The following is a 16,260-nucleotide window of genomic DNA, read 5'->3' as shown; positions in this document are numbered from 1 at the left end:
GTTTGAGATAGGGTTTTTAATCCATGTTTTTATACCATATCAAAAGAATTCTTAAATTTCATATAATATATAATCGTTAAATATTGATATAGTTACATAGGAGGAGTATCATTAATTTACTAGAAAAATATAGAAAATGAAAAAGGAGGAAGAATCTTTGCGGAATGCTATTGAATTTGAGGTTTTTGGTGATTACGCACTTTTCACAGATCCTTTGATGAAAATGGGAGGAGAAAAGTTAACTTACCAAGTACCAACTTATCAAGCTATCAAAGGGATTGTCGAATCAATTTACTGGAAGCCAACTCTTCTTATGATCGTAGATAAAATAAGAATTATGAATGCAATCAAAATGGAATCAAAAGGTATTCGTCCAATTGAATATGGTGGTGGAAATACACTCGCAAATTACACATATTTAAAGAATGTAAGATACCAAGTTCAAGCACATTTTATCTTTAATCCTCATCGACCTGATTTAGCTTTTGATCGTAATGAATATAAGCATCATAACATCCTAAAACGTTCACTTAAAGTTGGAGGACGGCGAGACATTTTTTTAGGAACGAGAGAATGCCAAGGATATGTGGAGCCTTGTGTTTTTGGTGAAGGAGAAGGCTTTTACGATAATTATGGTGGAGATATTCATTTAGGCACAATGATTCATGGGCTTAATTATCCTGATGAAACAGGTAGGAATGAATTAGAGGTTCGATTATGGAATCCGGTAATGAGAGATGGAATTATTCAATTCATCCGACCAGAAGAATGTACAAAAATCCGTAAAATATCCAAGATGGAGCCAAAGATTTTTGACAGTTCAAACGTTGAATCAGTTGATGAGCTTATAAAACAATTAGAAGAAGGAGGTGAATAAATGAGTTGGCTATTGAATTTGTATGAGACCTATCAATCAAATTTAGATCGAGTCGGTAAAATTGAAAAAAAATATAATGGTCAAGAATATACATTGCTACCTATTTCACACACTACTCAGTCAGCAAATATTGAAGTTTTAATTACAGAAGAAGGGGAGTTCCATTCAGCAACAGTCATAGATAAGAGCGACGCGAATACATTGATCCCTTGTACAGAAGACTCTGCAAGTAGGTCTGGTACCGGAGCGTATAAAGTTCCCCATCCATTACATGATAAATTAACTTACGTTGCAGGTGATCTTGGTGAATACGGCGGCAGTAAAAAAGAAGAGGAGTCATTTGGCTATTATATCGAACAGCTAAGGAATTGGGTAGAATCCCCATATACTACAGATAAATTAAAAAGCATTTACAAATACTTAAGAAAAAAACAATTAGTGAAAGACTTGGTAGAAACCAAAATATTATGGCTTGATGAAAACCAAAAGCTGATTGGAAAATGGGATAAAAAAGTTGAAGTTTTTCTGGGGAACAAGCCCGAAATCTTTACAGTGCTTCCAGCTGGCCAAGAAGCCGCGTTTGTTAGATTTACCGTGTATTCTCCAAATAAGATGCTATCAAAGGTATGGCAAGACAAAGAAATACATAACTCCTTTATTAATTTCTGTGATGGCCTCCTAGATAATGAAGATTACTGCTATGTTACAGGGGAAATAAAACCGAGTACAGATAAACATGCGAAAAAGATTAGAAATGCTAGTGATCAAGCAAAGTTAATCTCTTCAAATGATTTAAGAGGTTTCACATTTAGAGGAAGATTTACTACGTCAAATGAAGTAGCGAATATTAGCTATGATGTGTCCCAAAAAGCACATAATGCATTGAAATGGCTTATTAACAAGCAAGGAAAAATTATCGATCAACGTGTATTTCTTGTATGGGGCAATGATGCAGAAGATGTTCCAGATATTGTAGAGGATAGTTACAATATATTTTCAATGGATATAAGAGGAACTAAAAAGCGAGAAATAAAATCCTATACACATGAACAATTTGCCAATGAAGTTGCTAAGGCAATTGATGGTTATAAAAATAATTTATCTTCCAGTGAAAATGTAAATATTCTCTTGCTTGATTCAGCGACAACAGGCAGATTAGCAGTTCTTTACTATCGTAATATGGATAAAAACCTTTATTTAAATAAGTTAAAGAATTGGCATTCTACATGTGTCTGGGAGCATGGTTACCGTAAAAATGCAGATAATGAATTTGTTAAATTTTATGGGGCACCGTCAACCAGAGATATTGCATTTGCTGCTTATGGGCCAAAAGCAAACGAAAAAGTAGTCAAGAGTTTGATGGAGCGCATGCTTCCTTGCATCATAGACGAGAGAAAAATCCCTTTCGACATTGTTAGAAGTGCCTTTCAGCGTGCATCAAACCCTCTATCAATGGAAAAATGGGAATGGGAAAAAACATTAAGTATTACATGTGCATTAATTAATACAATGGAGGGATATCAATTGGTATTAGATAAGGAAAATAATAATAGAGATTATCTCTTCGGACGCCTTCTAGCGGTTGCGGATGTTTTGGAAAGAAAGGCATTAAATAATGGTGACCAACGTGCTACAAATGCTAGGAGATATATGAATTCCTTTTCTCAACATCCGGAAAGAACATGGAGGACCATTCAAGGGGCCCTACAACCGTATCAAGCACGTTTAGGGGAGAAAGTTTGGTATTATAACAAATTAATTGATGAGATTGGCTCAATGATAAAAATTGAAGATTTTAATAATAAACCACTGTCTGGAAAATACTTATTAGGCTTTTATAGTCAACGGCATGAATGGTATCAAAAAAAAGAAAAAAATGTTTCACTAAATGATGCAGTAAATATTGGAGAGGAGAATTAAAAATGAAAACTTTAGATCACAAAATCGATTTTGCAGTTGTTCTATCAGTTACGAAAGCTAATCCAAATGGAGATCCTTTGAATGGAAATCGCCCAAGACAAAATTATGATGGACATGGTGAAATCTCTGATGTAGCCATTAAACGAAAGATTAGAAATCGTCTGCAAGACATGGAAGAATCTATTTTTGTTCAATCAAATGACAGGAAGGTAGATCAATTTAATAGTTTAAGGGAACGAGCAGAAACCAATGTAGATTTAGTCAAAGCGTTAAAATCGAAGGATAATCCACATGAACAATTTGCTGCAATTGCATGTAAAGAGTGGATTGATGTAAGAAGCTTTGGACAAGTTTTTGCCTTTAAAGGGGGAGCTGGAAAAGGTGTCTCTGTTGGAGTAAGAGGACCTGTTTCAATTCATACGGCAACGAGTGTTGATCCGATTGATATTACTAGTATGCAGATTACGAAAAGTGTAAATTCTGAGCCTGGGAAAGATAAAGGTTCAGATACGATGGGGATGAAGCATCGTGTTGATTTTGGAGTCTATGTTTTTTATGGAAGTATTAATACGCAATTAGCAGAAAAGACAGGTTTTACTAACGAAGATGCGGAGAAGATTAAAAATGCACTGGTTACACTGTTTGAAAATGATGCATCAGCAGCACGTCCTGAAGGAAGTATAGAAGTACATAAAGTTTGTTGGTGGGATCATAATTCAAAACTTGGTCAATACTCCTCTGCAAAAGTACATCGTTTATTAGAGGTTAAACGGAATATTGACGAACCAAAAACAATCGATGATTATACTGTATTGGTACATGAATTAGATGATTTAAAAGTTGAGATTATTAATGGAATGTAATAAAAAGCGTCAGAATAGTTGAAAGAAAGTATCCTTATAAAGATATACTCTATCAATTTATTAAAGGAAAGTCGCATCTCTTGCAGGTGCGTGGATTGAAATCCTGGGCTTTGGCTACCTCGTACCAATCCGTGTAAGTCGCACCTAATATAGGTGCGTGAATTGAAATAATAACAAACACATCATTTTCTATTGGGTTATTTGTCGCACCTCTTGTAGGTGCGTGGATTGAAATCAATCACGTACTTTTTCTAAAGGCTTTGTTAAGTCGCACCATATATAGGTGCGCGGATTGAAATTCCGATAATGTTTTAGATCATCGTCCAAACCTAGAGTCGCACCTTATATAGGTGCGTGGATTGAAATAACAAGATACATTTGATCAGGAACACACACCAGGTCGCACCTCTCGTAGGTGCGTGGATTAAAACTGGTAAGACCCTTGATAGCAATTTATTATGAGTTTACGCATTACCCAAAATTCAAATATCACTTACCTTTGGACTTTCGTCCTACACAAGCCTAAGGAATAAGAATTCTTTTGGTTAATGCGTTAATTTTAATTAATACTTATTGAAACCTATAATGTTATTATGTAATATAAAGGTATATTGTTAGTTTGTTTGATTCCGTTTATTCCTACACCTTTTTTGTGTTGTGGTTGAGTTGTAGAAGCAAGTTTCGTCTTGTTTCAATTGTGAAAGGGCTTCTTTGAGCCGATTAGTGTATATAGCTTATTTTGCTATGCACATTTTCAATCGACTTGAAGAAGCTCTTTTTGTGTTGTTTTCAGGTTTGCAGGCGGGGTTATTTTTGATTTATAAAATGACAAATTAAAAAGTAGAGGAGATAAAAAAATGAAAAAAGATTGTAGACACTTAAGACTAATACCAACAGTAGAGGAACATAAAAAACGAATGGGAAAAAACCGAAAGTCATATGCTGCATCAGCAATGTTAATCGAATCCAGATCGAGAATTAATCAATTGCGAGGTTGTTTAGAGGTAGAAATCATATTAGCTAATGGTAAAATGCAATATTTTAAACCAAACGCCATTCATGAAAAGGAAGCCATTCAAGAAATTGCGTTATTTATTGAAGGCATACAGGAAGCAAAAGGAGGCTATGTTATCTTATGGCGCTTTGTCGGGCAACAAAGTTTTTATCATGGTACAAAGATCGTAGCTGAAACGAAGTTTCGTAAAATTATGCGTAAGCTGAAAGATTATTTTTTTGACTACGAGGAAGTTGTTTATGAAACTGAAAAATAAGGAAGATAGAGGGATAGATATGAAAATAGAAAACATTTGGGTAGTGTTAGATGATCCAAAAGAGCAGGAAACAAGAGAGCAATCTCAAGAGCCGGATGATATATTAGCTGGTTTGGATGAGCTATCGGAGATTACAATGATTTACTACCGTTTTAATAAAGTCGAGGTAGTGTATAGAAGGTAAAAGGAAGAACTAAGTGATGTATATACTTGGATCTTCCTTTTTTATTGTAAAAAAGAACTTGGAGGGGAATATTATGTTTACAAAAATTTTTATTGGTCTATTTTGTTATGTGTTTTTGGTAGTTCGTAATTCAAAGAAAAAATTTCTAATAGAAGAAGCCAAGAAAAAAGAAATGGAAAATAAACCGGTGGAACGCCCCGTTTATTGGTGCCCACGAGAAAATAAACCTATCGGAAGGGAACAAGAGCGTGTTACTGTTCCAACAAAAGAGATCACCTTAGAAAAGGATGTAGCAAGTATATATGATTTAGTTGCTACATCTGTTCATAAGAATCTGGGTGAGGAAGAGAGTTACAGGTTAAAACATGAGGATATAGAAGAAGTGGAGTATGCTGAAGATTTTCATCATACTCCCACTCCTGAGGCTGTTTATGATATTCCTTTTCCAAGTGATGAGGATATACCAGTGGAATTATTAGAATATGAGGACATGTATCCACAACAAGAATATGATTCAGTTCCATCGGAAAAGGAACACGTTTTTCCTGTTCAACAAGGAGTAGCTGATGTTGAAGATATGGATTTTGTGAGGTGGACTGCAAAAGTGATAGGACGAGAACAAGGATTGACACGTGTCATAAATATGTCTAATAAGAAACGTTATTGGATTCAAACAGAGGGAGAGATATTACCGGAAAATCAATTACTGTATATAGAATTAGAGGTCAATTCACCTTATTCTTATACACTAGTTGAATGGAGTAATAGACAACTAGGGAATATATAAATCTATTTCCTAGTTGGATTTTCTTAGTTAAATAGCATGAAATACAGCATTTTCTCACTCATTTGTACAAGAATAAAACATTTTTTTATTTTTGTACAAATGAGTGGGACAGAATGATTCACCATATAAGGATATTCGACTATAATGAGACATTGTACGTCATTGTAATATTGAAATGTTTTGAGATTCAAGTGATTAACAGTCTTAAAACAGGAGAATTGAGAACTCTTCGTAATATTACAATGCTTAAAATAGATTAAATCCAAACATGAGGATTATATGAAGTAAAAAATATTTTTGAGTTAAAAAAATAACAATTTTGAAAGGTGAATGTAAATGAATATTAATTCCATAAGTAACAATGTAGTAGAAAAATTAGAACAAACGGTGCGCTATGAAAAGAAACAAGTCCAGGTATTACGTGTAAGTAAAAGTAGTTCTAATATACACGCTTACATGATTTTTCCGGAATTCTCAGAGGTTAAAATTTCAAATACCGAACTGGATGAATATATAGAAAACCTGTCAACAAGCGTGAAGTATGTCATTGATCGCAAGTTGAGTCAACAAGAAATTGAAAAACAAAATCATTCTTTCATTATGACGTGTGAAGTCGAGGAAGATGGTGTGATAGATGATGAAACGATTCATTTTAATACGACGTATGTAAAACCACCAACAATTGCAAATAAAGTATTTAAGTTGGTATGTGGATTAGGGAATCGCTTAGATAGCTTAAAAGAATTACATATTACAGTATTAAATAATAATATTAACCGAATTGAAATTGAGTTTTACAATGAAAATGAAACATATGTGGCAGTAGAAAAAGAAGAAATTGCAAATGCAATTATGGGGGCATATACAAAAGCAAATATCTATTATGCAGCAGATCTTTATTATGCAGCAGAAGGAAATGAAATCAAATTAAAGAGCATCAAACCAAAATTAGCGGGTGATGTATGATGAAACGAGAAAAAGGAATGATAGGAGTCTTATGCACGCTTGTTTTGATGATTTTATTACTTGTACCCTTACAAGCAGCTCAAGCTTCTGTAAAAGTAGATTTTAATGAGTTAAAAGGAAATGATGTTTCGTCATCATTTAAAGATGGACTAAACAATCGAACGAAAACAACAGAGAAAGATGATTCATTTGGATCATCAATCATACAAAAGATTGAAGGATTGTATGCGCCGGCTTTTAAAGTAGGAGTCAATATCTTTTCTATTTCATTCGTATTAGGCGTTATTGTCATGGTTATGGCATTAATTACAAAGAATGGTCAATGGATGAAGTGGGCAACCGGAAGTATGATTTTCTCATTTATCAGCATGATGTCGATGAGACTAAGTGTATACTTCTTATTTAGTTCCGATGTATTTTCGTTTATGAACATCTTTACGGATTTTTTAGACCTGTTTAAAGCAACAGCACTTATTTTCACACCCTTTATGTTAATCGCAGGTATTCGTTTAAGAAGAATTCATGAGAGTACGAAACAGCCGGAATATTACCGTTGGGCAAATCGTGTCATAACGGGATCTTGTTTGCTGTGTATGTTAGCCGTACTAGCTCCATGGCTATTTGCTAATATGTAAAGAACTATATATAAAGATAGAAAAGGTACTGAATCTACATTCAGTACCTTTTATCTACCCATTAGGTTCTTTCTTTCATATTCTTCAAATACTTCTTCTGAAATTGGCGCTAGTATGCCGCTCAAATACACAGCGGTATATAAAAAGTATTGCTCATCCCTTGTTTTAATTGTATGAGTACCGTGTTCCTCATTGTTTGGAATAATTCGTTCAATTTTGAGTTGTTTTTTATCACAAATAATCTCTTGTACTCTATATAAATTATGTATCGGTAAACGATCAATATACAAACAAAGGTACTCTAGTAGAAGTAGAATAACAGTCATTTGTAGAATGAAAGCAATTTTTAATAGAGTTGGTATGGATGCAAATAATACTAGAAATATAGAGACCAAGAAGATATTTAACTTTGAAAACCATTTTTCGTGTTGATTTAAAGAAATAATACTTTTCTTATTCTGAAACACCTGGAATCTCGTTATAAGAAAAATAATTACAAAGATTCCTTCATAACTAAACCAGGTTTTCCACTCCGTTTTAGTAAGTTCTAGCAATATATATATGATACCGGTAGATAAGATCAGTGGTACCAGCTGTACCAAACTAAATAGTATGGTATGTTCTAACATTCTTTTCTTGTAGATACGATTAGTAATTGAATCCAAGTTTCTTAACTCCTTCTGCAATTTTCATGATGACACCACCAATAAGAAGATGGTATTCGCCAATTCCTTTTTCATTTACGTACCAACACATATAGTGCCGGATACCTTCTTTTGCACCATGGTCATGTAAAGGAAAAGGAGATGCGTATTTTTTAGATGACATATTATTATCACCGAAAGGAACCTGTTCTGCAAGTGCAAAACGTTTCTTCGAATCATTTATAATCCAACAACCATAGTTTACTGATCCATACCATATAGCGTCTTTATGAATTGGATCAATAGAAGGTTGTGCTGGATAGCTTTCAGTTATTATTTGCGCTTTCTCTTCACGAAGTTGCTGATGTATGTGTGAATTCAATGGATCTTCCGTTCCGATTTCATAGGTTTCCTCAAAGTTACCACACTCATAAGGGACAAGGGGATTATTTGAATCAGCCGCTAATTGTAGACTGCAAGAATCTGATTTTGAAAGATAATATACACAGTCTTTGCAGGTGAAATAGTTTGAAAAAGCTGAATCACTTTCTGGTTCTGTTCCGGTATTATTTACTACAAGTTTTAACATGTCTATCACAATCCTTTTTAGGCTAATTCGTAAATTAATATAGACGTATCATATCATGCTTATAAACAAATGTAAATATTTTCCAAATAAATATAACCTTATTAATTTTGAAAGGACTGTTTGTATTGAATAGAAATCGAGAATATATTGCTTTGCGAAATTCTATATTAATAGGCTGGTTACTGACATGCTTCGTAATAGGCCTATCTATCTATTTTTCTTCTGTTGTTTATTTATTAATCGGATGTTTCATTCTATCGTTAAAATACGGATTAATGGGTACCGTGAAAAATGTGGAAAAACGTTTGCCTACCTGGGCCAACTTTGGCGTCATTGAAAAACCAGTAAATCGAAGAGTGACAAGACCATTTCAGTTTAGGGGAGGACTCCTTGTTTCATTAGCATTAGGATTCGTAGAGATGGTGATAAAAGGCTTATGTATCTCATATTTTATTTTAGGATTAGAAACGCATGTATATCGTTTAATGCGCAGAAACGCAAGGGTTTAAAAAGGAGGACTCTATTATGAAAGTATTGATATTCGAATTGATTCTTATTGCGGTTCTAATACCGTTGAATAGTGTTGTGAAAAAACATGTACCAAAATGGAAAGGAAAAGCGGGAGAGAAACTGGTAAAACGTATACTAAGTAAATTAGATCCAAAAAGTTACTTTGTATTACATAATGTAACGGTTTATACGGAGTACGGTGATACAACGCAAATTGACCATATTGTTATCGCTGAAACAGGTGTATTTGTTGTAGAGACGAAGAACTATGAGGGATGGATCTATGGAAGTGAGAAAGCAGCAAGATGGACACAGGGTATTTTTAGAAATAAATCTTCTTTTCAAAATCCATTTCGACAAAACTATAAACATATAAAAGCCATTGAATGGGTAATGGAACAACAGCTGCCGTGTATTTCGATTGCTGCGTTTCATCCAAAATGTAGCCTGAAAAGGGTACATGTTCATTCTAAAGATAAACATGTCCTGTATTATAACGATCTACAAAAATGTATTGAATCATATACTGATGTGCAACTAACAAATGACGAGATCCAGCATATTTATCAAACAATATCGCGAGCGAACATTACGGATAAAGATATTGAAAAGAAACATGTGAAGTATTTACAGAATAAGTTTGCTAAATAATAAGAAATGGAGAAAGGCCAATGTTATATGTAGTAGGGTTTATCGTAATCTCTGTAATAGCTATTCGCCTTAACATGAAGTATTACAAGTTAAAAGGAGATTCAAAAAATCTTGTGAAAAGAATAAATAAGTAGTTGAAAATAGTAAAATTAGTAAGCTGTATGAATATAAAATCCACCCGGAAAATTTCAGAGAACAGAATTATATAAGTAAAGCGCAATTGGAAATAGAATAGGAGTTTATCTTTAAAAACAGAAACTACTTATTTCTAATAAGTAGTTTCTGTTTTTTATGGAATTAATACTTGATATACTAATTCATTATCAGTCATAGTTGGGCATGATTGCCAGGAAGGAACAAATCTATGCCAATATTGCTGTGTCCAACCATTTTTATAAATACATAATTTCCAACGATAATGTGGGTGATGTGAATAATCATCACGTTCATAATCATAACCTGAAAATTCAGGTTGAATGTATAAATTTGTCACCATAATCCCCCTATAAAATTTAAGTATTTAAAGCATTTTATTAGGTATAGATGTCCAAAGTTATAATAGAAATGCCTAAAGTTAAAAAACACTTTATAAACAATTCAATAATTAACTTAAATTGAATGGAATTTTATAAATCACATAAGTATGACTTTGACAAGTAATGCTAGGCATAAAGGTATAAATAGTACCGTGGGAAGTTTGATCGCCATGTCATTCATAACTGGAGTACCGCCAGCATTTTGGCCCCCCACGCTAAGATCATGCAAGATTTTATACAGTTTTTCGGCTAATCCAGTTACAAACAATAACCCTAAAACCGCTCTAGAATAGGAATGTATAAAAAAATGTATAGATCCATAGAACAAAAAAAGAAGGTTCCCTTGTGAGAGTAGGGTTCCCCTTTTTCTTTGCTACCGATATGAGACGTTATGTTAACTTTATATGTATATAATATTCATTGCTCCTTGTTCAACTAAAGGGGTGGGGTAGGTTAGCACCATAAACAAGCAAAAGACGACTCTTCTTTAGGTAAGAGAATCGCCTATTCGCTTTCAGAATATACCTTAGCTTAATTTTTGGTAATATCCCTAACTTTCGTACCGAGAACCTGCTGAATTCTAGGTCCCAATCGTTCGATATAATCACCAGCTGGACCATGATGAACATCTGTGATTGTGGTTATGTTTTCGTCTTCCGCAATCTCTTTGTCATTGACCCCCAGACCAGTTAATCCCAATGCAGTTGTACAGGAACCTAATGGATAAAGCAGCATTAGGACAATATCAGCGAGAGAATACCAAACTGTCGTTCCATTCCAAATACGTTCATTGTTATCCCCTTTTCCTGCGATTAATGGTGCCTTAGCGAAATCACCGGTATTAGAAAAGGCATCTGATGGTAAAGCAGCCGACATACACCACCATGACCCAAATGCTCGATGGTAACTTGATTCAGATGCATATTTATTTATTTTTTGAGCCGCATCCGCTAATACATAACAACCTAAAGAGTGAGTTATAGCTCTCCCTTTGTTATTAGCTAATTTATCTAAAAAAGGAATTATATGATTAGCTGTTTCCTGTGCTCGACGCACCATTTCTCTCCAATAGACAGCAGCAGTCAGTAAGTAAAAGTTACCGCCACCCAATACATGCGATTGTAGTAATACTTTGATCTTTTCTTCATCTTCATCTCTCATTTCTGAATCGTAGCTTACTAAGTAAATTTCAATCTTTGAATTGTCCTGATTAGGACGGGAATTAGGATCAGGGTTAAAAATCTTAGCTTCTCTTTCAAAATTATAAAAATAATCAAATACATCTACCTTTGTTTCACTTCGTTTAAAGTTTGATCCATCTTTTTTTAAAGCACTGTAAAGCATTCCATGGATAAAAACCCATGCCTCTTTGTCTTGGTTGAATACAAAACTTTTGGGGTCTATTACGGTGTAAAGTGGTTCTGCCCCCTCCCATACATATAGTTTAGGATTTGTTAAATGGAGTATCCTGTGTTCTGGATCACGTTCAAGTTTTCCAGATAATTTTTCGTATATTATCTTAATAATGTCACTAGGGATTAAACCGTTGGAACACAGTACACCCGTAACTAATGAAATATATTGTATACCTCTATGTGTTATCCGAAGTCTGACATTATCAATGCCTCTTCCACAACCTCTTACACAGTCTTCAATATTACCCAAAATATAATCTACATCAGCAATTGTGTTATCTATTATTGTTCTACCTGTTTGAACTATATCACTTAATGTATTTGCTACTTGTTTCACACTGATTTTAGGCTTCCATTTCCATCTTCTCTCATCTCTCATCTGTAACATCATCCTCGAACATTACTTCCACTCCTTATAATAATCAATATATAGCTATTATGACTTTAATCCACTTATTTAATTCGTTTTATAGAACAAAAAGTTATGATCATTAATTCACAAGATTTTTGTCCTTTAAGTGTTTTAATAAAAAGGTTACCTGACTTAAAATACAAACGTTTCTTATTAGTAAGATGTACTAATAATTAAAATCATTTAGATATTTTACTGAGCTAACGGGTGCTTAGTTGAGTAAGGAACTAAAAATTTTTAACTTCCGCTTTTCGATAATTATGTAAATAAGCTGTCCATATGGATAGCTTATTGTATTTTATGCTTAGCGTGGTTATCTTCCAAAATGCTGGCGGTATCCCATGTATATTAAATGTGATATGTGCTATAATTATAGTAATCCAATACTAAAAAATCATATTGCAAAAGGACACACCTACGCATAACCATAGCGTAGGTGTGTCCTTTTTTGTTTAAGGAGGAAAAAGTTATGGGGAAAACGTTATTTATTGCAGAAAAACCAAAAGTGGCCAATGAAATTATGAAATCGCCACGATTCCGTCACTCACAAAAGTACATTGGGAGCAAACCTTATTACGGTTATTATGAAAATGATCATTATATTGTCAGTTGGTGCCGTGGACATTTACTGGAACTGAAAAATCCGGAAGAGATGGATCCAAAGTATAAAGTATTTCAGTTAGAACATTTACCTTTAATTTTTCAACCATCGTATAAGGTGATACAAGAAAATGCAGAGCAACTACAAATACTTGTTAAACTGTTACAGCGACCTGATGTTGACCATGCCGTGAATATTTGTGACGCGGACCGCGAGGGAGAGTTAATCTATAGAGAAGTGTATGAATACGCAGGTGTGAATAAAAAGCAATCTCGTGTATATAAATCCTCTTTTGAAGCTGCAGAACTTGAAGCAGCTCTCAATCGATTAGAAAGCGCGTCTAAGTATGATGGACTAGCTTATTCTGCTAAAGCAAGGCAGTATCTGGATTATCTATTAGGAATGAATATAACCAGGGGATGCACCACAAAATTAGCACAAAATAAATTCTTATTGTCATCTGGCCGTGTACAAATGTGTTTGCTACATGAGATCCGTCAACGTGAGTTAGCAATTGAAAACTATAAGGAACAGTCTTATTATCATCTGCAGCTAGTAACAAATTTAGGACTCACTCCAGTTATGAAAACAGAAGATCAGGTGTTAAACCCATCGCCATTAAGGAGTTTAGGGGAGAAGCTAAAAGGTCAATATCTCACGGTTGAGGAATTTAAAGAGGGCACTAGGAAGCAAAATCCTAAATTGCTATACAACTTAACAGACTTGTACAAAGATGCCCATGCACAATTACAAATTAATGCTGAAACTGCAAAAAAATACATTCAGAACTTGTATGAAGAAGGTTTTATAACCTATCCACGCTCTTCGTCTAGGCATTTACCTACAGAACAAGTGGAACGAGTAAAAGGTGTTATGCAGGCGCTAGCTAAGAGTCGTTATTCTTTACTGGTACAATCCGTCGATATTGCTGCCATTGATATAAATCATAAAACATTTGATGATGATCTTGTATCAAGCCATTTTGCTATTATACCGACGACAAAACAATACCAAGAGGAAGGTCGTCCCGAGATTGAAAAACAACTATATAGTCTCGTGGTAAAACGTTTTGTGGGTAATTTTATGCGTCCTGCAGTGTACCTGGTAAGAGATGTATCCTTTATTGATACGATGGGAAATATCTATCAAACAAAAGAAAGTGTACTTCGAGAAAAAGGATTTCTAGAAGTGTTTAAAGAGGAAGTAGAAGAAGAAAGTATGGAAGCATTCAAAATGCCTATTCTGCAAAAAGGGCATAAACTTCAAGTCTGTGATTTTGAGTTGCTTGAATCTAAAACAAAGAAACCTGCTCTACACACAGAAAGCTCAATTCTTACTTTCATGGAAACGGCTGGTCGTAAAATTGATGATGAACATTTAAAAGAGCTAATGAAAGGAAAACGAATTGGAACCGTTGCAACAGAAGCAGCTTTTATTCCGGCTTTACACGAGAAGAATTTTATAGACATTGAAAAGGGAAAAATTATAACAACTCCAATTGGTCGTGCTTTTATTGAACAATTTCCTGTTCAGCAAATTAAAGATCCACTGTACACAGCAGAAATGGAAGGAATGATACACCGTATTGAAAAGAATGAAATGAGTTATAAAGACTTCATTGTACAAACAAATGCGTTTGTACAAAAAATAACACAAGAGATTATAAGAATTCCTGATACAGTTTCGTATAATCTAATAGAAACCTGGAAGCAACAAATAGAAGTATGCCAATGCCCTTGTGGAAATGGAATAATTTTAGATAGAGGAAAGTTTTTCGGGTGCAGCAATCATCCAAACTGTAATATTGGTTTACCTAAGAAAATTAAAGACAAAACAATCCCTACAGTACAAGTAAAAAAACTATTTGAAGAGAACAAAACGGACATTATAAAAGGATTTAAATCTAATGGCAAAGAGTTTTCTGCTTATCTAGCATTTATAAATGGTGAAGTAAGCTTTAATTTGCCCACAGTTGAAGAATTATCGCTAGGTCAATGTCCAAAATGTCAAAATGGACACATTTTAAACCGTGATAAGTTTTTTGGGTGTTCAGAATATCAAAACGGATGTAATTTTGCGATATCAGCTAAAATTAAAGAAAAGAAATTATCTGATAGCCAGATTAAGAAATTATTGAAGAATCGCGTTACTGACTTCATTCATGGTTTTAAAGGAGAGTACGGAGAATTCACTGCAGCTATCCGATTAAAAGAAGATCTTAGCATTTGTTTTGAACGTCCAACAACGGATGATCGTACTATAGGGAAATGCCCTTTGTGCCAAGGAAGGGTAATTGTAGGGAAAACCACTTATTTATGTGAGCATTATAAAAAGCCTTGCGAATTCATTGTGTCTGGAACCATTTTGAAAAAGAAAATAACTAGCGCGAAAGTAAAAAAGTTATTAGAGAAGAATATGACTGATACAATCACAGGATTTGAAAGTAAGAAAACCGGAGAAAAATTCGATGCAAAATTAACCTATGATGTACAAAAACAACGTATTACATTTATAACGAATAAGAAGAAATAATATCGCAAAATCTTAAATTTCATATATAAAATTAATAAGAACTATGATATGATGAAAGTAACAAAATACTTCTAAAACTATCTTGCATAAGGACACACCTACGCATACATATGCCATAGGTGTGTCCTTTTTTATGTATTTTAAGTAGGAGGAAGAAATTTCGATATGAAAATATGGATTAAAGCCATTTGTATAACATCATTCGTAATTCAAATGTCAGCATGCAGCAGTTCCGTGCAAACAAAAAATGATTCGAGACCTGCCCAAGCAGTACAAAACGGAATACAACAGCACACAGAAGGGAAAGGTGTTGTTGTGATATTCCAGAGGATTATAATGAGAAATTAAAAGGCTTAGAGACTGTTAAAGGGAAGGTAATACATATAAAGGATGGAGATACGATAGACGTGAACGTAAACGGGCAGAAACAGACGGTAAGATTACTGTTATTGGATACCCCTGAGTCTGTATCTCAAAAAATCCCACCGCAAAAGATGGGAAAAGAAGCATCTTCATTTCTAAAGAAACAGTTAAAAGGAAAAAATGTAACAATAGTCTATGATCGTGGACCCAAAGAGGACAAGTATGGCAGGAAATTAGCATATGTATTTTGTGAAGGGATACATATAAACGAGTTAATGATCAAATCAGGATATGGTATTGTAGCTTACATTTCAAAACCTAACACTACTTTGCTACCACAAATGCTAGAAAGCGAAAAAGAAGCAAAAGCATCAAAGACTGGCGTTTGGAACATAAAAGGGTATGTGGATGAAAAGAAACATCATTATAACCGTAATGATGCGGCTTAGCACCCTAATCCATTGCAATACAAATATTTGTGCAAAATGGAGGTCTTTTAAATGG

Annotated in this window: 15 protein-coding genes and 1 pseudogene; 12 read left to right on the top strand and 4 right to left on the bottom strand. The window is 34.1% G+C overall.

Annotation, left to right across the window (positions count from 1 at the left end):
- The first annotated feature begins 157 nt into the window (after positions 1–157).
- The 8 genes from cas5c (at position 158) to NZ044_RS29435 (ending at position 7,503) form a co-directional block, all read left to right on the top strand.
- Positions 158–877 (top strand): type I-C CRISPR-associated protein Cas5c, encoded by a 720-nt coding sequence (cas5c, locus tag NZ044_RS29470; RefSeq protein ID WP_098349527.1) that lies wholly within the window; start codon positions 158–160, stop codon positions 875–877.
- On the top strand, positions 878–2,797 hold the full coding sequence (cas8c, locus tag NZ044_RS29465) for a type I-C CRISPR-associated protein Cas8c/Csd1 (RefSeq protein WP_340950226.1): 1,920 nt from the start codon (positions 878–880) through the stop codon (positions 2,795–2,797). It begins immediately after the preceding gene.
- A gap of 2 nt (positions 2,798–2,799) precedes the next feature.
- Entirely contained in the window at positions 2,800–3,660 is an 861-nt protein-coding gene (gene cas7c / locus NZ044_RS29460; protein WP_000853368.1) for a type I-C CRISPR-associated protein Cas7/Csd2, read from the top strand.
- 857 nt (positions 3,661–4,517) lie between these two features.
- Positions 4,518–4,931, top strand: a complete 414-nt coding sequence (locus tag NZ044_RS29455; RefSeq protein ID WP_098349519.1) for a DUF6018 family natural product bioysynthesis protein — start codon at positions 4,518–4,520, stop codon at positions 4,929–4,931.
- The gene (locus tag NZ044_RS29450) at positions 4,915–5,115 is read left to right on the top strand and encodes a hypothetical protein (RefSeq protein WP_098349518.1); all 201 of its coding nucleotides are present in this window, start codon (positions 4,915–4,917) and stop codon (positions 5,113–5,115) included. The genes NZ044_RS29455 and NZ044_RS29450 overlap by 17 nt, the downstream gene beginning before the upstream one ends.
- Before the next feature lie 73 nt (positions 5,116–5,188).
- Positions 5,189–5,902 (top strand): transposase, encoded by a 714-nt coding sequence (locus NZ044_RS29445; protein ID WP_098349526.1) that lies wholly within the window; start codon positions 5,189–5,191, stop codon positions 5,900–5,902.
- Between the two features lie 336 nt (positions 5,903–6,238).
- The gene (locus NZ044_RS29440; RefSeq protein ID WP_001024816.1) at positions 6,239–6,868 is read left to right on the top strand and encodes a hypothetical protein; all 630 of its coding nucleotides are present in this window, start codon (positions 6,239–6,241) and stop codon (positions 6,866–6,868) included.
- Positions 6,868–7,503: a hypothetical protein gene (locus NZ044_RS29435; RefSeq protein ID WP_000817909.1), complete on the top strand. Its 636-nt coding sequence runs from the start codon at positions 6,868–6,870 to the stop codon at positions 7,501–7,503. Before NZ044_RS29440 ends, NZ044_RS29435 begins: the two co-directional genes overlap by 1 nt.
- Positions 7,504–7,553: 50 nt before the next feature.
- Here NZ044_RS29435 and NZ044_RS29430 read toward each other — a convergent pair whose 3' ends face one another.
- On the bottom strand, positions 7,554–8,132 hold the full coding sequence (locus tag NZ044_RS29430; RefSeq protein WP_098349525.1) for a hypothetical protein: 579 nt from the start codon (positions 8,130–8,132) through the stop codon (positions 7,554–7,556).
- A gap of 19 nt (positions 8,133–8,151) precedes the next feature.
- Positions 8,152–8,736 (bottom strand): hypothetical protein, encoded by a 585-nt coding sequence (locus NZ044_RS29425; protein WP_098349517.1) that lies wholly within the window; start codon positions 8,734–8,736, stop codon positions 8,152–8,154.
- A gap of 125 nt (positions 8,737–8,861) precedes the next feature.
- On the opposite strand from NZ044_RS29425, the gene NZ044_RS29420 reads away from it, so the two are divergent.
- Both NZ044_RS29420 and NZ044_RS29415 read left to right on the top strand, forming a co-directional pair.
- Positions 8,862–9,245, top strand: coding sequence for a hypothetical protein (locus NZ044_RS29420; protein WP_080000448.1), 384 nt, complete (start codon positions 8,862–8,864; stop codon positions 9,243–9,245).
- Positions 9,246–9,261: 16 nt separating this feature from the next.
- Complete coding sequence (locus NZ044_RS29415) at positions 9,262–9,897, top strand: nuclease-related domain-containing protein (RefSeq protein ID WP_098349516.1); 636 nt, start codon at positions 9,262–9,264, stop codon at positions 9,895–9,897.
- Positions 9,898–10,186: 289 nt separating this feature from the next.
- On the opposite strand, the gene NZ044_RS29410 is transcribed toward NZ044_RS29415, so the two are convergent.
- The gene (locus NZ044_RS29410; RefSeq protein WP_001996139.1) at positions 10,187–10,393 is read right to left on the bottom strand and encodes a hypothetical protein; all 207 of its coding nucleotides are present in this window, start codon (positions 10,391–10,393) and stop codon (positions 10,187–10,189) included.
- 571 nt (positions 10,394–10,964) lie between these two features.
- Positions 10,965–12,185 (bottom strand): hypothetical protein, encoded by a 1,221-nt coding sequence (locus tag NZ044_RS29405; RefSeq protein ID WP_340950221.1) that lies wholly within the window; start codon positions 12,183–12,185, stop codon positions 10,965–10,967.
- A gap of 544 nt (positions 12,186–12,729) precedes the next feature.
- Between NZ044_RS29405 and NZ044_RS29400 the strand changes: the two genes are divergently transcribed.
- On the top strand, positions 12,730–15,393 hold the full coding sequence (locus tag NZ044_RS29400) for a type IA DNA topoisomerase (RefSeq protein ID WP_098349513.1): 2,664 nt from the start codon (positions 12,730–12,732) through the stop codon (positions 15,391–15,393).
- A 165-nt stretch (positions 15,394–15,558) separates the two neighbouring features.
- Positions 15,559–16,205 (top strand): annotated as a pseudogene (locus NZ044_RS29395) (thermonuclease family protein).
- The last annotated feature ends 55 nt before the right edge of the window (positions 16,206–16,260 follow it).

The sequence above is a fragment of the Bacillus sp. FSL K6-1338 genome, assembly GCF_038006965.1.
GTDB lineage: Bacteria > Bacillota > Bacilli > Bacillales > Bacillaceae_G > Bacillus_A > Bacillus_A thuringiensis_S.
Note: the sequence above shows the minus strand (reverse complement) of the source record. Positions and strands in the feature narration are given on the sequence as shown.